The organism is Streptomyces cinerochromogenes, from assembly GCF_014648635.1.
In the GTDB taxonomy this organism is placed as follows: Bacteria; Actinomycetota; Actinomycetes; order Streptomycetales; family Streptomycetaceae; genus Streptomyces; species Streptomyces cinerochromogenes.
In genome coordinates this window covers 82,563-97,618 of sequence record NZ_BMRM01000010.1, presented here as the reverse complement: position 1 = coordinate 97,618, position 15,056 = coordinate 82,563, and the positions used below count along the sequence as shown (strand labels likewise).

The 15,056-nt window shown below is 73.6% G+C and carries 14 protein-coding genes and 2 pseudogenes; 9 read left to right on the top strand and 7 right to left on the bottom strand.

Going from position 1 to position 15,056, the window contains the following annotated elements:
• Positions 1-61: 61 nt before the first annotated feature.
• Positions 62-1,399: an FAD-dependent oxidoreductase gene (locus IEZ20_RS20505; RefSeq protein ID WP_189300780.1), complete on the bottom strand. Its 1,338-nt coding sequence runs from the start codon at positions 1,397-1,399 to the stop codon at positions 62-64.
• 148 nt (positions 1,400-1,547) lie between these two features.
• On the opposite strand from IEZ20_RS20505, the pseudogene IEZ20_RS40730 reads away from it, so the two are divergent.
• Positions 1,548-1,898 (top strand): annotated as a pseudogene (locus IEZ20_RS40730) (DUF6214 family protein); the annotation flags it as partial.
• 273 nt (positions 1,899-2,171) lie between these two features.
• Positions 2,172-2,405: pseudogene (locus tag IEZ20_RS40725) on the top strand (DUF6214 family protein); the annotation flags it as partial.
• Between the two features lie 4 nt (positions 2,406-2,409).
• On the opposite strand, the gene IEZ20_RS20490 reads toward IEZ20_RS40725, so the two are convergent.
• The 3 genes from IEZ20_RS20490 to IEZ20_RS20480 form a co-directional block, all read right to left on the bottom strand.
• A complete protein-coding gene (locus IEZ20_RS20490; RefSeq protein WP_189300778.1) occupies positions 2,410-3,078 on the bottom strand; it encodes a TetR/AcrR family transcriptional regulator in 669 nt (222 codons plus the stop codon).
• A 261-nt stretch (positions 3,079-3,339) separates the two neighbouring features.
• The gene (locus tag IEZ20_RS20485; RefSeq protein ID WP_189300776.1) at positions 3,340-4,059 is read right to left on the bottom strand and encodes a phosphatase PAP2 family protein; all 720 of its coding nucleotides are present in this window, start codon (positions 4,057-4,059) and stop codon (positions 3,340-3,342) included.
• A gap of 133 nt (positions 4,060-4,192) precedes the next feature.
• Positions 4,193-4,744, bottom strand: coding sequence for a DUF5134 domain-containing protein (locus IEZ20_RS20480; protein WP_189301177.1), 552 nt, complete (start codon positions 4,742-4,744; stop codon positions 4,193-4,195).
• A 197-nt stretch (positions 4,745-4,941) separates the two neighbouring features.
• Here IEZ20_RS20480 and IEZ20_RS20475 point away from each other — a divergent pair, with 197 nt between their 5' ends.
• Positions 4,942-6,633 (top strand): FUSC family protein, encoded by a 1,692-nt coding sequence (locus IEZ20_RS20475; protein WP_189300773.1) that lies wholly within the window; start codon positions 4,942-4,944, stop codon positions 6,631-6,633.
• The gene (locus IEZ20_RS20470; RefSeq protein WP_189300771.1) at positions 6,630-7,211 is read left to right on the top strand and encodes a MarR family winged helix-turn-helix transcriptional regulator; all 582 of its coding nucleotides are present in this window, start codon (positions 6,630-6,632) and stop codon (positions 7,209-7,211) included. The genes IEZ20_RS20475 and IEZ20_RS20470 overlap by 4 nt, the downstream gene beginning before the upstream one ends.
• A gap of 9 nt (positions 7,212-7,220) precedes the next feature.
• Here IEZ20_RS20470 and IEZ20_RS20465 read toward each other — a convergent pair whose 3' ends face one another.
• Together IEZ20_RS20465 and IEZ20_RS20460 are read right to left on the bottom strand one after the other, a co-directional pair.
• Positions 7,221-8,273: an aldo/keto reductase gene (locus tag IEZ20_RS20465; RefSeq protein ID WP_189300769.1), complete on the bottom strand. Its 1,053-nt coding sequence runs from the start codon at positions 8,271-8,273 to the stop codon at positions 7,221-7,223.
• A 244-nt stretch (positions 8,274-8,517) separates the two neighbouring features.
• Positions 8,518-8,910 (bottom strand): VOC family protein, encoded by a 393-nt coding sequence (locus IEZ20_RS20460; protein ID WP_189300767.1) that lies wholly within the window; start codon positions 8,908-8,910, stop codon positions 8,518-8,520.
• Between the two features lie 431 nt (positions 8,911-9,341).
• On the opposite strand from IEZ20_RS20460, the gene IEZ20_RS20455 reads away from it, so the two are divergent.
• Entirely contained in the window at positions 9,342-9,881 is a 540-nt protein-coding gene (locus tag IEZ20_RS20455; protein ID WP_189300765.1) for a GNAT family N-acetyltransferase, read from the top strand.
• Positions 9,882-9,931: 50 nt separating this feature from the next.
• Here the strand turns inward: IEZ20_RS20455 and IEZ20_RS20450 are convergent, their stop codons facing one another.
• On the bottom strand, positions 9,932-10,615 hold the full coding sequence (locus IEZ20_RS20450) for a glycerophosphodiester phosphodiesterase (RefSeq protein ID WP_189300763.1): 684 nt from the start codon (positions 10,613-10,615) through the stop codon (positions 9,932-9,934).
• A gap of 403 nt (positions 10,616-11,018) precedes the next feature.
• Between IEZ20_RS20450 and IEZ20_RS20445 the strand changes: the two genes are divergently transcribed.
• The 4 genes from IEZ20_RS20445 to IEZ20_RS20430 all read left to right on the top strand — a co-directional run bounded on the left by IEZ20_RS20445 (position 11,019) and on the right by IEZ20_RS20430 (position 14,969).
• On the top strand, positions 11,019-12,416 hold the full coding sequence (locus tag IEZ20_RS20445; protein ID WP_189300761.1) for a DUF6421 family protein: 1,398 nt from the start codon (positions 11,019-11,021) through the stop codon (positions 12,414-12,416).
• On the top strand, positions 12,413-13,204 hold the full coding sequence (locus IEZ20_RS20440) for an SDR family NAD(P)-dependent oxidoreductase (protein WP_189300759.1): 792 nt from the start codon (positions 12,413-12,415) through the stop codon (positions 13,202-13,204). The genes IEZ20_RS20445 and IEZ20_RS20440 overlap by 4 nt, the downstream gene beginning before the upstream one ends.
• Entirely contained in the window at positions 13,201-14,271 is a 1,071-nt protein-coding gene (locus IEZ20_RS20435) for a threonine aldolase family protein (protein WP_189300756.1), read from the top strand. The genes IEZ20_RS20440 and IEZ20_RS20435 overlap by 4 nt, the downstream gene beginning before the upstream one ends.
• A gap of 107 nt (positions 14,272-14,378) precedes the next feature.
• The gene (locus IEZ20_RS20430) at positions 14,379-14,969 is read left to right on the top strand and encodes a transglutaminase-like domain-containing protein (RefSeq protein WP_189300754.1); all 591 of its coding nucleotides are present in this window, start codon (positions 14,379-14,381) and stop codon (positions 14,967-14,969) included.
• Positions 14,970-15,056 lie beyond the last annotated feature (87 nt).

Sequence of the window (15,056 nt, the reverse complement as noted above, 5' to 3'; positions counted from 1 at the left end):
AGTTTGTTGATTTCCAGCCTGTTGCCGCCGTGTGTCCTGCCCGCCCGCCGGCCGCGGGACGTTACGACACCCGTGCCACCCCGAGCAGCGTGTCCCAGTCGGCCAGCTTCACCACGCCGCGCCCCAGCCGCGCTCCCAACTCCGCCTCGGCCCGCTCGATCGCCAGCCAGCCGTCCCAGGGCACGGGCTCGACGCCCGCCGCCCGGAGGGCCGCGACCGGGTCCACCGGCACGTCCGTGCGGGCGAGCGCGGGGGCGTCCGCGAGCAGGGAGGTCACCGTCTCCTTGGCGCAGGGCCGGTTGGTGCCGATGACCCCCGTCGGACCGCGCTTGATCCAGCCGGCGACGTACTCGCCCGGGGCGGGCGCACCGTCGCGCAGGACCCGGCCCTCCCGGTGCGGGATCGTGCCGCTCGCCGGATCGAACGGCAGCCCCTCCAGCGGCACTCCGCGATAGCCCACCGAGCGCAGCACCAACTGCGCGGGCACGTCTTCGTACCGCCCCGTGCCGGTCACGCCGCCCGCACCGTCCGGTGCCGTCCGCTCGAAGCGCACCGCGCCCACCCGGCCGCCCTCCGCCAGCAGCTCCACCGGACGCAGGAAGAAGCGCAGCCGGACCCGCCGGGCCGCGGCAGCCGTCACGGGCCGCGCCGCCCAGGCGCGCAGCACCTCCAGATTGCGGCGCGGCCCGGCCGGCAGCGCGCCCGGATCGGCCGGATCGAGCGCCAGCTCGGCCTCGTCCACGGTCACGTCGGTGCCGGGCAGGGCGCCCAGCTCGCGCAGTTCCTTGGTGGTGAACCGGGCCTGGGCGGGCCCGCGCCGGCCCACCATCTGCACCTCGGTCAGCCCGCTCGCCGTCAGCGTGTCCAGCGCGGCCTGCGGGATGTCCGTGGGCCGCAGCTCCGCCGCGCCCCGGACCAGCATCCGGGTGACGTCCACGGCGACATTGCCCACCCCGATGACCACCGCCGACCGCACCCCGCGCAGGAAGCCCGCGTCGGCCGCGTCCGGATGGGCGCTGTACCAGGACACGAACTCGGTCGCGGACCAGCTGCCCGGCAGCTCCTCGCCGGGGATGCCGAGCCGGCGGTCGGTGGCGGCGCCCACGCAGTAGACGACCGCGTGGTAGAGCCCGCGCAGGACCTCGACCGGCAGCCCGCCCGGGCCGCCCACCCGGACCCCGCCCAGGAACCGCACCCGCTCGTGCTCCAGCACCGTACGCAGGCTGCCCTGCAGGGACTTGATCTTCTCGTGGTCGGGCGCGACGCCGTAGCGGACCAGGCCGTACGGGCACGGCAGCCGGTCCAGGACGTCCACCAGGACTCCGGGATCACTCTGGACCAGGCTCTGGGCGGTGTAACACCCACTCGGCCCGGAACCGACGACGGCGACACGCAGCACAGCGGTACTCCTCGCCCCAAGGAGGGTGTGCGGACGGCTCCAGGATGGCACTCCGGGGCGCACGGCGGCAGGGGCCGGTGGGGTGACCCGAGACGTGTCCGCCGATGTCCGTCGGTTCAAGGTGTGATCAATTGGTTACGTTGCGTGCGTGCTGGAAGCATCCTTTCTTAATCTTTCTGATCGGAACGCGGGGGACGGCGTGGTCTCCGTGCGGCCCGCGTGGGAGGTGCGGGAGTACGGCGGCGCGACGTCCTGGTTCCACGTCCGGCTGGCCTTCCCCGACGGTGCCGGGGTCGACGCCCTCGCCGTGGTGCACGCCGGGCGCGTCTCCGTGGAGGACGTCAAGGCCCAACCGCCCCTGTCCCTGGCCGATCTGACGCTGCTCGCCGACTGGCTCGGGGGACCGCTGTCCGAGGCGTGCGGCGTGTATGCGGTGGGTGCGGCGGACGCGGGCGGCGTGGTGGAGACGGGGGGCGCTGCGGGGACGAACGGCGCGGCGAAAGCGAACGGCGCGGCGGACGCGGGCGGCGCACTGGAGATGGGCGGCGCACTGGAGATGGGCGGCGCGGTGGGGACGGACGGCGCGGTGGGGACGGGCGGCGCGCTGGGGACGGACGGCGCGGTGGGGGCGGGGGGCGTGGCGAAGGCGAATGGTCTGGTGGAGACGGAGGATGCGGCGGACGGGGGGCACGCGGGCGGCGCCGGGCCGGGTCGGCGGGGCGAGCGCGACCCCCTCGACACGGGCGCCCGGCGCGCGGCGCCGGCCGGCGGGCCCGGAGCGGAGGCCGGCCGACGCCCGGGTGCGCGCCGCGCCCGGCAGGCCTGGCCGCGCGGCATCGAGGGACGCCGGCTCGTCGCGCGGCGGTACCGGACCGCGCAGGACGAGGGCACCGACCCGGTGCTCGCCGTGATGAACGCGACCGGACGCGGCCGCCGACGCGCCCTCCGGCTGATCGCCCAGGCCCGGGACGCGGGCTTCCTGACCCCTCGTCACGCCCGCCGCTGAACCGTCAGGAACTCTCCGGCCGTCGCTCCGTGGCGAAGAACCGGGACAGGTCCTCGTCCCCCGCCCCGGGCCCCGGCTCGCTCTCCGGGGGCACCCCCATCTCCCAGTCCAGTCCGTACCGCTGGAACAGTTCGGCCCGCAGTGCCGGCACGGGCATCGGCACGCCCGGCACCAGCGCCGCGTACACCGCGCCCATCAACAGGGCCCGCAGCATCGGGTAGTCGGCCGAGACGTTCTGCGCGCCGTACCGGGCGACGGTGTCGCTCAGCAGCTCCGCGAGTCGGCGCTGTTCGGGGCACTGCACGAAACCCTCGGCCTGGAGCAGACCCGCCATGTGCTGGCGCATCAGCACGGGCCGGTCCCGGGCCAGGCCCAGGACCGCGTCGATGGCCCGGGCCAGCCGCTCCCGCCCGTCCTCGGTGCGCGGCTCCCGCTCCAGCGCCTCCTCCAGCGTGCGGTGCATGAGCCGGTGGACGGCGGACTGCACCAACTGGCGCTTGCCGGGGAAGTAGTACGACACCAGTCCGCGCGCCGAACCGGCCCGGTCCGCGATGTCGCCGAGCGTCGTGGCCTCGAACCCGTGCTCACCGACCAGCTCGACGGCGGCCTGCAGCAGCCGTTCCCGGGAACGCCGCCGCAATTCTTCATTGACCGAGGCGCTGCGCGGGGACATTCTGTAACTCCTGCGTTGACTGGCTGCCAGCCAACTATACTCAACGCATCGGGGCACCCCCATGCTCGGTGCCCGCCCGGAACTGCCGTCCGTCTGGGGCGACGCGGGGGAGCGTCCCAGACGGACGGTGCCGAAGTACAGGGCCAGGCCTGCCGGTTACGCCGCGGCCGCCTCCCGATTCCGCAACACTGCCGGGACTCTCCGGTCAGGGGCAACTCCTTTGTCGCACCTCGGCCCGGCACGGCAGCCACGCGCGGGGCCCTACCCGCGCCGGCGCGGCGGCAGTCGGCGCCGGCCGTCGCGCGGCCGCTCGTACACCAGCACCGCCACCGCCACCAGCAGTGCCCCGGACAGCCAGCCGCCCAGCACGTCCGAGGGCCAGTGGACGCCCAGCCACACCCGGGTCACACCGACGCCCACCACCGAGACGAGCGCCGCCGCCACCGCCGTACGCCACAGGGCGCGGCCCGGTCCGGAGCGGTGCAGCAGCCACAGCAGCAGGCCGCAGACGACGGTGGCGGTCATCGCGTGACCGGACGGGAAGGCCGCGTAGTGGGCAACGTCGACGGGATCCCGCCAGACCGGCCGGGGGCGGCCCACGGCGGCCTTCACCCCCTGCTGCAGGCCCGCGGCCACCGCGCAGGTGACCGCCAGCCACAGCGCCGTCCACCAGGCCGACCGCCGCCACACCAGCCACACCGCCGCCGCCGCGCACAGCAGACGCATGGTCAGCGGGTCCCACACCCAGTCGGTCAGCACCCGGAAGACCCGCGTCACCTCCCGGTCGCGGACCGCCCAGCGGTGGGCGGCGTCGGAGATGTCACCGTCCACGGCGATCAGGGGGTGCCAGCGCAGGGCCACGAGGACCAGCAGCACCAGGAAGCCGGCGCCGAGGGCGGCGGCCAGCCGGGCGGCGGTGCGGGGTGCCGTCGACGGTCGGGGAGAGGGGGGCGGCGGGGGAGCGGCGGGGTTCCGGTGCATGCGGCGATCTTTGTGGAAAGGGCGGCCGGGGCCAAGCGACCACCGGCGGGCCAGGCCGGTCCGGCGCCCGCGGCCAGGGCCGGCCACCGGCGGGCGGGTCCGGCCCGGCGACCCGCGGCCCGGGCTCCGGCGCTCACATCGTCAGCAGCATCGCCACCATGCCGATCCCCATCGACAGCCGGCAGGCCCGGGCCAGCTCCGGACGGTCGCCCCAGCGGGCCGGCCCGGTCCCGCCCGCCGGGCTGCCGGCGGGCACCAGACGGGCGCCGGAGAGCAGGACGTACCCCGTGAAGTACAGCAGCAGCGCGCCGGTCAGCAGCGGTACGCCGGTGCCGCCGTGCGCGTGGTGGACGGCGGGCGGGGCCGCGGCCATCGCCACCGCCATGTAGACCATCGCGGCGCTGCCCACCAGGTGGTGCAGATGGTGCGGGCCGCCGCGCGCGGACCACAGCGCGCGCAGGGCCGCCGCACCGAACACGGCCGCGTACACCGGCCACGCCCACCGCGGCGGTGTGAAGACCGCCGCGGGGACGGCCATCGCGGCCATGCCGAACCCCATCAGCGCCTCCCCGCCCGCGGCCCGGCGCTGCTCCTCGACGGCGCTGCGCATGCGCAGCAGGCAGTAGGCCCCGGTCAGCGCGCACAGCGCCACCAGCAGCCAGGCTGTCGACACCGGTCCGTGCACGCGCACCTCCACGCTCGACGGTCGGTCGAGGGATGCGATGCCCACGGCCGGTGGAGCGCACGCGAGCGCAAGGGTGTACACGGGGAGCATGCGGGGGAGCACGGCGGGTGACAACCCCCTCGGCCCTCTCGCAAGCCAGGCCGGTGCTGTTGCCGCCCATACTGTTTTACGAGTAAAACACATGCTAAATTGATGGTATGAGCAGTGCGACCCCCCACCGTCTTCCCCTCGCCGGAGTGCTCCGCCTGGGGCGCCCCTCCGACATCTGGTTCAAGCCCGCGCTGAGCGTGGTCGTCGCGGTCGCCCCGCCCAACCTCACGCTCCTCGCGCTCGGCCGTCTCGACCTCGCGATGTACACCATGGCCGGATCGCTGTGCGCCCTCTACGGCCACAACCGGCCCTACGCCGCCCGGGCCCGCGCCCTGGCCTGGGTGGTCCTCGGCATGGTCGGCGGGCTCGCCGTCGCCCTGCTCGCCGCGGCGCTCACCACCAGCGCCGTCGTCCTCGTCACCGTCGGCGCCGTCCTCGCGGCGGTCCAGAAGACCGTCTGCGACGCCACCCGGATCGGACCGCCCGGCAACGTGGTCCTCACCTTCATCAGCTCCGCCTCGCTGTTCGCCCCGCAGACCCTCGACCGGCTGCCGGGACACCTCGGGCTGGCCCTCGCCGCCGGTGCCTGGGCCTGGCTGGTCGGCATGGCCCCCGGGCTGCTCCGCCCGTACGGTCCCGAGCGCCGTGCCACCGCCCAGGCCCTGAACGCCGCCGCCGCGTACGCCGACACGCGCGGCACCGCCGACGGCCACGCCCGGGCCCGGGCCGCGAGCGCCGCCGCGATCCACGCCGCCTGGCAGTCGCTGCTCGCCGCCGGTACCCGACCCGACCGCACCCGGCGCTCCCTCGAACGGCTCCTGGTCCGCGCCGAGGTCGCGCTCGCCGCACCCGCCGACGCCGACCCCGTACGACTGCGCGCCTGGGCCCGCGACCTGCGCGGCACGGGCCGGATCCCGCGCGTCGAGTCGTCGCGCGGGGACACCGACGAACTGCTCGGCGTGGCCGCCGCCCAGGCGCTCCCGGTCCGGCACCGCCTCGCCCCCCTCGCCCCGCTCGCCGTACGCACCGCGCTCGGCTGCGCCCTCGCCGGATACGCGGCCCTCGCGCTCGGCGTCGGCCGCCCCTACTGGGCGCTGGTCACCGCCGCCTCCCTGTACCAGGCCAACGTCACCCTCACCTGGAGCCGGGGCGTGCAGCGGGTCGTCGGCAACCTCGTCGGCGTCCTCCTCTTCGCCGCCCTCGCCCCGCTCGCCCACCTGCACCCCGCCGCCCTGGTGCTGTGCTCGCTCGCCCTCAACTTCGGCGCCGAGGCGCTCATCGGCCGCAACTACTGGCTGGGCAGCGTCTGCGTCACCCCGATGGCCCTGCTCATCACCGAGTTCACCCGCGCCCAGGACCCGGCCGAGCTGATCACCGACCGGGTCGTGGACACCCTCCTCGGCGCCCTGGTCGGCTTCGTCGCCGCCGTCGCCGTCACCAACCGGCGCGCCGGCGACCGCCTGGAGCACGCGCTGACCGCGGCCGAGCGCGCCCGGGAGAACGCCGCCCGCCTGCTCGCCGAGCCGCACCCGGCCCCCCAGGCCCTGGAATCCGCCCGCCGCGGCCTCGCCGCCGCCCTCGTCGACCTGCGCGCCACGGCCGACGCCGCTTCCGGCGAGTGGTGGCAGCGCGCCCTGCCCGAGGAGCGGGTCGTGCTCACCGAGCAGTCCGGACACCGTACGCTCGCGGCGACGGTACGACGCCAGGGACTCGTACCGCGGGACCGGGACACGGACCGGGGCCCGGCGCGCGACGGCGACCGGGGCCCGGGCAGGACGACGGAGGACATACGGCCATGACGGCGACGAACGGCGGACCGACGCCCGCAAGCGACACGGCCGGTGCCCGGCCGGGGGCCGGCACCGACCCCGCGCGCGGCGACACCGTCTCCGCCGTCGTCCGCCAGTGGCGGGCCGTCCACCCGGAGCTGGACACCGGGCCCATGGAGGTCATCGGCCGCATCAACCGCTGCGCGGCCCTGCTCCAGCAGGCCGAGGACGCCCCGCTGCGCCGGGCCGGCCTGAGCCGCGCCGAGTTCGACCTGCTCGGCGCGCTGCGCCGCACCGGCCACGAGCTGACCCCGGGCGAGCTCGCCCGGGAGACCTTCTCCTCCGGGGCCGCCGTCACCAAGCGGGTCAAGCAGCTGACCGAGCGCGGCCTGGTCGAACGGCGCGGCGACACCCGTGACCGCCGCGTCGCCCACCTCCGCCTCACCGACGCGGGCCGCGACCTGGTCGACGGGATCCTCCCCGAGCAACTCGCCTACGAGACGGCCGTGCTGTCCGTCCTCGACCGGGACGGACAGGGCGAACTGGCGGGCCTGCTCGCCGAGCTGCTCAGCCGCCTGGAGGGCCGGATCGGCGCGCTGCGGGCGTAGCACCCGGCGCTACAGCACGTCGTGCACCGTACGGCGGTACGTCGAACGGCGGTCCTCGATGTCCGCCCACCGGTCGCCGTACACGTTGCGGACGATGTGCGCCTCCCGCAGGAAGTCGTGCGGGAACCCCAGCGGTACCGCGCTGACCTCGTCCAGCCGCGCCACCGCGTCGGCGTCGAGCCGTACGCCGGTGGCGGCCAGGTTGTCCGCGAGCTGCTCCGGCTTCGTCGCCGAGATGATCGGTACGACGTTGCCGGGCCGGCCCAGCAGCCAGGCCAGGGCCACCTGCGCCGGGCTCCAGCCGCCCGACCCGGCGATGTCGAGGACGGCGCTGACGACGTCCTCCTCCCAGGCCTCGGGCCGGAGCCCGACCGCGTCCAGACGCCCCGGCTCCCCGCGCCGGTACTTCCCGGTGAGCCTGCCCGCGGCCAGCGGTGCCCAGGCGAACACGGCGAGGTCGAAGGCCCGGGCCTGCGGCAGGAGTTCGCGCTCCGGGGTGCGCTCCAGCAGGCTGTAGCGCAGCTGCGAGCCCGCGAAACACGTCCAGCCGCGCAGCTCTGCCAGGGTGTTGGCCTGCGCGATCTCCCACGCAGGCCAGTCCGACACGCCCACGTGGAGGACCTTGCCGGAGCGCACGACGTCGTCCAGGGCGCGCATCACCTCGTCCACCGGGGTGAAGTTGTCGCGGGCGTGCACCCACAGCACGTCGAGCCGGTCCGTACCGAGCCGCCGCAGGCTCTCCTCGACCGAGTGCACCAGGTTCCGGCGGTGGTTGCCCGCGGAGTTGGGGTCGCCGTCGCGGGTGCCGCAGGTGTACTTGCTCGCCAGCACGAACCGGTCGCGGCGCCCGGCGAGCAGCTCGCCGAGGATCCGCTCGGAGTTGCCGGAAGCGTAGTTGTTCGCGGTGTCGACGAAGTTGCCGCCCGCGTCGTCATAGGTGTCGAGGATCCGGGCTGCGGCGTCCTTGCCGGCGCCCCATCCCGAGTCCTCCCCGATGGTCATCGCGCCGAGCGCCAGCTCGCTGACGCGCAGACCGGTCCGTCCGAACAGCGTGTACCGCACGTGTGTTTCCCTTCGAGCAGATGGTGCGGACGACGCTAGGAGCTGGAGCGCCCTCGAAGGCAAACCGCCGCCCTGCCCTCAGCCCGCCGGCCCCCCCGGCACCCCTGGCCGACCGGCCCCGGCACCCCTCGCCGACCGACCCGTACGGCACCCTGGCCGTCCGGCCCGCCCGGTTCCCCGGCCCGCCCGGCCCGTACGGCCCCCTGGGAGCCGGGGCCGGACCGAAGGACCCACGGTCGGTTCCCTAGATCCCCGGCCGGTACCGCAGCGGATGGTCCGCCGGGACCTCCACCAGCACCACGGGGGTGCCGTCCGGGTCGGCGAGCCACATCTCGACCAGACCCCAGGGCTCCCGCACCGGCGGCCGTACGATCTCCACGCCCCGTGCCCGCAGTTCCTCGTGCGCGGCCGACACGTCCGCCACCTGCAGCCACAACCGCGCCGTCGGGGAGGGAGGGCCCTCGGAGCGGCCGGACAGCTCCAGGAAACCGCCGCCGAGGAAGTAGACCGTGCCGCGCTCGGGGCCGGTACCGAACTCCCGGTACACGGAGAGACCGAGCTGCTCGCCGTAGAAGGCGCGGGAGCGTTCCGGGTCGGTGGGCCGGAGCAGGATCCGGCTGCTGAGTACATGCACCATGCGGGCGCAGCCTAGACGAACGAGTCCGGTGTGTTCGGTGATCGAAACGCGATCAGCTGCCGCACCGGCGTGCTCCGCCACTCGAACCGTCCGCTCTGCCGAACTCCCGAGCGGACAGGCCGAGGACGAGACCGCCGGCCAGGGGCCCCGCCGAGACGCTCAGGCCCCGGTCGCCGCCCGCCGCCCAGGAGAAACGAGGCGTGGCGAAGGCGACTGCCCAGGCGCACGCGATACGCCCCACACGCCCGCCGTCGTCCTGCTCCGCGGGTCTTCACGCAGGGCGAGGAGGCGTGCCGCTGCCCTGGCACGCCACCGTGAGAGCAGGCCCGCCCTCCGGCTGCGGCCGCGGTCCCCCACCTCGGATCTGATCGTCCAGCGGCGGGGTTACCCTCGTCCGTGGCTCAGCCGCGCCCGAGATCGGAGACCCCGCCATGGACACCCCCGCCACCGGACTGACCTTCCGCGACGCCACCGACGCGGACGTCGACGCCCTCGTCGCGCTGGTCGAGTCGGCGTACCGGGGGGACAGCAGCCGGACCGGTTGGACCACCGAGGCGGACATCCTGGAGGGGCAGCGGACCGATCCGCAGGGCGTCCTGGAGGTGATCAAGGGCTCCGAGAGCCGGGTGCTCACCGTCGAGCGGGACGGCCGTATCGTCGCCTGCTGCCAGCTGGAACACCGCGGCGACCACGCCTACTTCGGCATGTTCGCGGTCAGCCCCGCGCTCCAGGGCAGCGGCCTCGGCAAGATCGTCATGGCGGAGGCGGAGCGCCTGGTCCGGGAGACCTGGGGGGCCACCGAGATGCGGATGACGGTGATCTCCGCACGGGAGGACCTGATCGCCTGGTACGAGCGCCGCGGCTACCGCCGTACGGGAAAGACGCAGCCCTTCCCGTACGGCGACGAGCGCTTCGGCATCCCGCTCCGCCCCGACCTGCGGTTCGAGCTGCTGGTCAAGCCGCTGGTGTGACGTCCACGCGGGCGTCCATGGGGGCGTCCGGGCGCGCACGGGGCGCCGTGTCACGCGGTGAAGCGGCCTGTGCGCTTGATCTCCGGGTAGTCGGTCGTCGCCCCGTCCAGCTCCAGGGCGCGCACCAGCCGCAGGTGGTCCTGCGTGTTGACCACCCAGCCGATGATCCGCAGCCCGGACGCGCGCGCGTGCTCGACGATCTCCAGGGTGAGCCGGCGGATGTTGAGGCACACGGTCGCGGCACCGACGGTGACGGCGCGGTCCACCACGTCGGTGCCGTACCGGCTCGCGACCAGCGCGGTGCGCACCCCCGGCACCAGCCGCCGGATCTCCGCGACCGCCTCGTCGTGGAACGAGGACACCTCCACCCGCGCGGTCAGGTCGCGCGCGTGCATCACCTCGGCCAGCGCCCGGGCCGCCGCCACGTCCTTGATCTCGGCCTGCAGGGGCGTCTGCACCGCGTCCAGCACCTCCTCGAACACCGGCACCCTCTCCCCGCGGCCCGCGTCCAGCGCGCGCAGTTCGGCGAGGGTCTTGTCGGCGATCGGTCCGGAGCCGTCGGTCGTGCGGTCCACCTCTGCGTCGTGCATGACGACCAGGGCGCCGTCCTTGCTCAGGTGTAGGTCGAGTTCGATCAGGTCGAGGCCGGCCCGCTGCGCGGCGACGAAGGAACGGAGGGTGTTCTCGGGCTCGACGCCCATGACACCGCGGTGACCGATGGTAAGGAAGTTCAAGGTTCGACTCGCTTCCGTCGACGGCGGCTCGGCGACGCGCGGACCGACGCCCCCGTACCGGACCTCGTCGTCCACGCGGCAAGGCCGCAGCCTAATGGCCGGGCCGTCCGTTGGACCCGCGGCTGCGCGGGGCATTCGGGGTGCACCGCGGGCGCCCGTTGGCCGGTACCCGCCTGCGCCGTCACTCTCCCGTGGGCGAGTCCCCCCGCCCTTGACCGCCCCGGCGACTCCCCGTCAAGGCTCGGCACCGACGAGCGGAAGTGAGCGTCGTCACGATGGGCGACAGGAAAAACATCGGTGACCAAGGCAGTGGACAGAAAAATTTCCGGACCATGCTCTTGCTGAGAGAAACCGGGTATGCATACGGTGTCCATACGCGAGGTTCTCCCGTGGAGGATGGGACATGACGGAAATTCTTGTGCAGGCGGGTGCGGAGGGACAGGTTTCTTCGCTGACCAGGGTGGTTGAGCACCCGGCTTGGCCTGTGCTCAAGAATGCCGTGGAGCAGATCCGGCCATGGCAGTCGAAGGACGGATCGATCGACTTCGACGCCGAGGGCGCCCCCGAGCGGGCCGAGGCCGAGGCGGCCGTCGGGCGTGTCGCCGACGCGGTCGAGCAGCTCTCCCCGCTCCTCCCGCACGACGGCGCCTACCACGAGGCGCTCGTGAAGGACCTGCGCCGCTGGGTCGAGGACGGCTTCCAGGTGCCGGACTTCCTGGACTCCCTGCTGGCCTTCCAGCCCGCCGCGAACCGCGCGGACGGCCTGCAGCACCTGGTCGTCTTCCCGATGTACACGCAGAACGGCAACCCGGACCGCAACCTGGAGGCGGTCGTGCTGCGCATGGTCTGGCCCGACTGGCTGGCCGAGCTGGAGCGCACCCGCTACGACAACCCGCTGTTCTGCGGCATCACCTTCGAGGACTTCACCTCCGGCTACGACACCAACTCCGCGGTGCTCTTCCCGGAGACCATCGCCGTCCGCCAGGCGCCGGAACGTTTCTCCTGGGGTGGCATCTTCTGCGACCGCGAAGCCGCCCGCTTCCGCCGGGTGACCGAGGCCGCGGTGGAGATCCTGGGCCTGGAGCTGCCCGAGGACATCGCCGCGATGGTCCACGACCAGAAGCGCTGCGAGGAGGCCTTCGTCCTGTGGGACATGGTCCACGACCGCACCCACAGCCACGGCGACCTGCCGTTCGACCCGTTCATGATCAAGCAGCGCCAGCCGTTCTGGATGTACGGCCTGGAGGAGCTGCGCTGTGACCTCACCGCCTTCAAGGAGGCCGTGAAGCTCCAGGCGGACGGCGTCCCGCAGGCCCGTGACGTGCAGTACGCGGTGCTCTTCGACCGGATGTTCCGCTTCCCGGTCACCGGCGACCGCAACCGCAACTACGACGGCCTCGGCGGCCAGCTGCTCTTCGCCTACCTGCACAAGCACGACGTCCTCCGCTGGACCGACAACAGGCTCTCCATCGACTGGGAGCGCGCCCCGCAGGTCACCAACCAGCTCTGCGCCGAGATCGAGAAGCTCTACAAGGACGGCATCGACCGCCCGAAGCTGGTGCACTGGTTCGCCGGCTACGAGCTGGTCCGCACCTACCTCGCCCCGCACCCCGGCTCCCGGTGGGCCAAGGGCCCCGACGCCCTGGACCTGAGCCAGCCCCCGCGCAAGCTCGTGGACGACGTGCTTCCGGACGAGTTTCCGCTGAGCATGTTCTATGAGGCGCTGTCCAAGAAGCTGAAGAACGTGATCGCCTCCACGAAGGGCATCACGGCGGACGCCGCCGAGCGGATCGCCGCGTGAGCGACCGCGTCCACAACACTGGTCAAGAGGGGAAGAACGTGGCGAACAACGGGTCTCTCAGTGGTGCGGTGATCGCGGTGGCCGGCGCGGGCGGACCCGCCGGGCACGCGACCCTGGTCCGGCTCGCCGAGGCGGGCGCGGTCGTGGTCGGCGCCGACAACAACCCGGAGCGCCTCGCGGAGTCCGTCGACGCCGCCCGCTACGCCCGCGGCGGCGCCGTCGTCACCGGCGAGACGGTCGACCTGCTCGACCTGCGCTCGACCCGCGACTGGGCCGCGCGCATCGAGAAGGAGCACGGCCGGATCGACGGCCTGGTCCACCTGGTGGGCGGCTGGCGCGGCAGCGCGACCTTCGCCGAGACCGACCTGGCCGACTGGGACCTGCTGGAGAAGCTGCTCGTCCGCACCGTCCAGCACACCTCGCTCGCCTTCTTCGACGCCCTGCAGCGCAGCGACCGGGGTCGGTACCTGCTCACCAGCGCCGCCGGCGCGTCGAAGCCGACGGCGGGCAACGCGGCGTACTCCGCGGCCAAGGCCGCCGCCGAGGCCTGGACGCTCGCCATGGCGGACGGCTTCCGCAAGGCGGGGGGCGAGCAGGGCCCGCGCTCGGCGGCTGCCATCCTGGTGGTGAAGGCGCTGGTGCACGACGCGATGCGCGCCGAACGCCCCAACGCGAAGTTCGCGGGCTTCACGGACGTCAAGGACCTGGCCGAGGCCATCGAGGGCGTCTGGAGCAAGCCCGCCGCAGAAGTGAACGGAAACCGTCTGTGGCTGACCGAGAAGCCGTGAACCCTCCCAAGACCGACGCGCGTCGCCATCACGACCCGCAGGTCCGCGGTTTCGCCAGTGACAACTACGCCGGAGTCCACCCGGAGGTGCTGGCCGCCGTGGCCCTGGCCAACGGCGGCCACCAGGTGGCCTACGGCGAGGACGACTACACCGAGAACCTCCAGGGGATCATCCGCAGCCACTTCGGTGCCACGGCGGAGGCCTTCCCGGTCTTCAACGGCACCGGTGCGAACGTCGTCGCGCTCCAGGCGGTCACCGACCGCTGGGGCGCGGTGATCTGCGCCGAGAGCGCGCACATCAACGTGGACGAGGGCGGCGCCCCCGAGCGGATGGGCGGGCTGAAGCTGCTCACCGTGCCGACGCCGGACGGCAAGCTCACGCCCGAGCTGATCGACCGGCAGGCCTGGGGCTGGGAGGACGAGCACCGGGCGATGCCCCAGGTCGTGTCGATCACCCAGAGCACCGAGCTGGGCACCCTCTACACGCCCGAGGAGATCCGCGCGATCTGCGAGCACGCCCACGCGCACGGCATGAAGGTGCACCTGGACGGCTCCCGGATAGCGAACGCCGCGGCCTCCCTGGACGTGCCCATGCGGACGTTCACCAACGCGGTCGGCGTCGACATCCTCTCCCTGGGCGGGACGAAGAACGGCGCGCTGTTCGGCGAGGCCGTCGTCGTCATCAACCAGGACGCGGTGCGGAAGATGAAGCACCTGCGGAAGATGTCGATGCAGCTGGCCTCCAAGATGCGCTTCGTCTCCGTGCAGCTGGAGGCCCTCCTCGCCAAGGACCTGTGGCTGCGCAACGCCCGCCACGCCAACGGGATGGCCCAGCGGCTCGCCGAGGGCGTCCGCGCGGTCCACGGCGTGGAGATCCTCTACCCGGTGCAGGCCAACGGCGTCTTCGCCAGGCTGCCGCACGACGTGAGCGAGCGGCTGCAGAAGCGGTTCCGGTTCTACTTCTGGGACGAGGCCGCCGGCGTGGTGCGCTGGATGTGCTCCTTCGACACCACGGAGGAGGACGTCGACCTGTTCGTGGCGGCGCTCAAGGAGGAGATGGCCCGCTGATCCGCGGCCCCGCCCGACAGCGTGCAGAGATGTAAGGCGTGCATAGATATGCGGCCATCCGAAAAGTCATTGACGCTCGGGTGGTCGCATTCCTATGCTCTGCCGGCATGCAGCTGATCCAGCAAACCGCCGACCTCTCCGCCTACTTGGCCGCGGACGAGGTCATCGACCACCATCACCCGATGGTACGGGAGGCCGCGGCCCGCCTGGCCGCAGAGGCCGCCGACTCGTATGAATATGCGCGGGCCGCCTTCGAGTTCGTCCGGGACGCCATCCCGCACTCCCAGGACTCCGGCGACCTCCGCGTCACCTGGCGTGCCTCCGACGTCCTGGCCCGGCGCACCGGCATCTGCCACGCCAAGTCCCACGCCCTCGCCGCGCTGCTGCGGGCCGAGGACATCCCGGCCGCCCTGTGCTACCAGCGCCTGACCGACGACAGGGGCGGCCACGCCGTCCACGGCCTGGTCGCCGTCCGCTTCCGCGGCGCCTGGCACCGGCAGGACCCGCGCGGCAACAAGCCGGGCGTCGACGCGCGCTTCTCCCTGGACGGCGAGCGGCTCGCCTGGATCCCCGACCCCGCAGCCGGCGAACGGGACTACCCGCTCCTGTACGCCGCACCCCACCCGCTCGTCCTCGCCGCCCTGCGAGCCGCCGACGACCGGCCGCACCTGTCGAGGACGCTCCCCGACCGCCTCTGAGCAGTGGCTGATGGAAGCATCATCCTCAAGTAGGAGGATCCTTCTCCTACTTGAGGCGGATGCCGGGGCCGTGCACCCCCTGTGAGG

Excerpts from the sequence above, each read along its gene's own strand:
- IEZ20_RS20490 (WP_189300778.1), bottom strand. The coding sequence starts at position 3,078 with ATGTCCCCGCGCAGCGCCTCGGTCAATGAAGAATTGCGGCGGCGTTCC.
- IEZ20_RS20485 (WP_189300776.1), bottom strand. The coding sequence starts at position 4,059 with ATGCACCGGAACCCCGCCGCTCCCCCGCCGCCCCCCTCTCCCCGACCG.
- IEZ20_RS20475 (WP_189300773.1), top strand. The coding sequence starts at position 4,942 with ATGAGCAGTGCGACCCCCCACCGTCTTCCCCTCGCCGGAGTGCTCCGC.
- IEZ20_RS20470 (WP_189300771.1), top strand. The coding sequence starts at position 6,630 with ATGACGGCGACGAACGGCGGACCGACGCCCGCAAGCGACACGGCCGGT.
- IEZ20_RS20460 (WP_189300767.1), bottom strand. The coding sequence starts at position 8,910 with ATGGTGCATGTACTCAGCAGCCGGATCCTGCTCCGGCCCACCGACCCG.
- IEZ20_RS20455 (WP_189300765.1), top strand. The coding sequence starts at position 9,342 with ATGGACACCCCCGCCACCGGACTGACCTTCCGCGACGCCACCGACGCG.
- IEZ20_RS20445 (WP_189300761.1), top strand. The coding sequence starts at position 11,019 with ATGACGGAAATTCTTGTGCAGGCGGGTGCGGAGGGACAGGTTTCTTCG.
- IEZ20_RS20430 (WP_189300754.1), top strand. The coding sequence starts at position 14,379 with ATGCAGCTGATCCAGCAAACCGCCGACCTCTCCGCCTACTTGGCCGCG.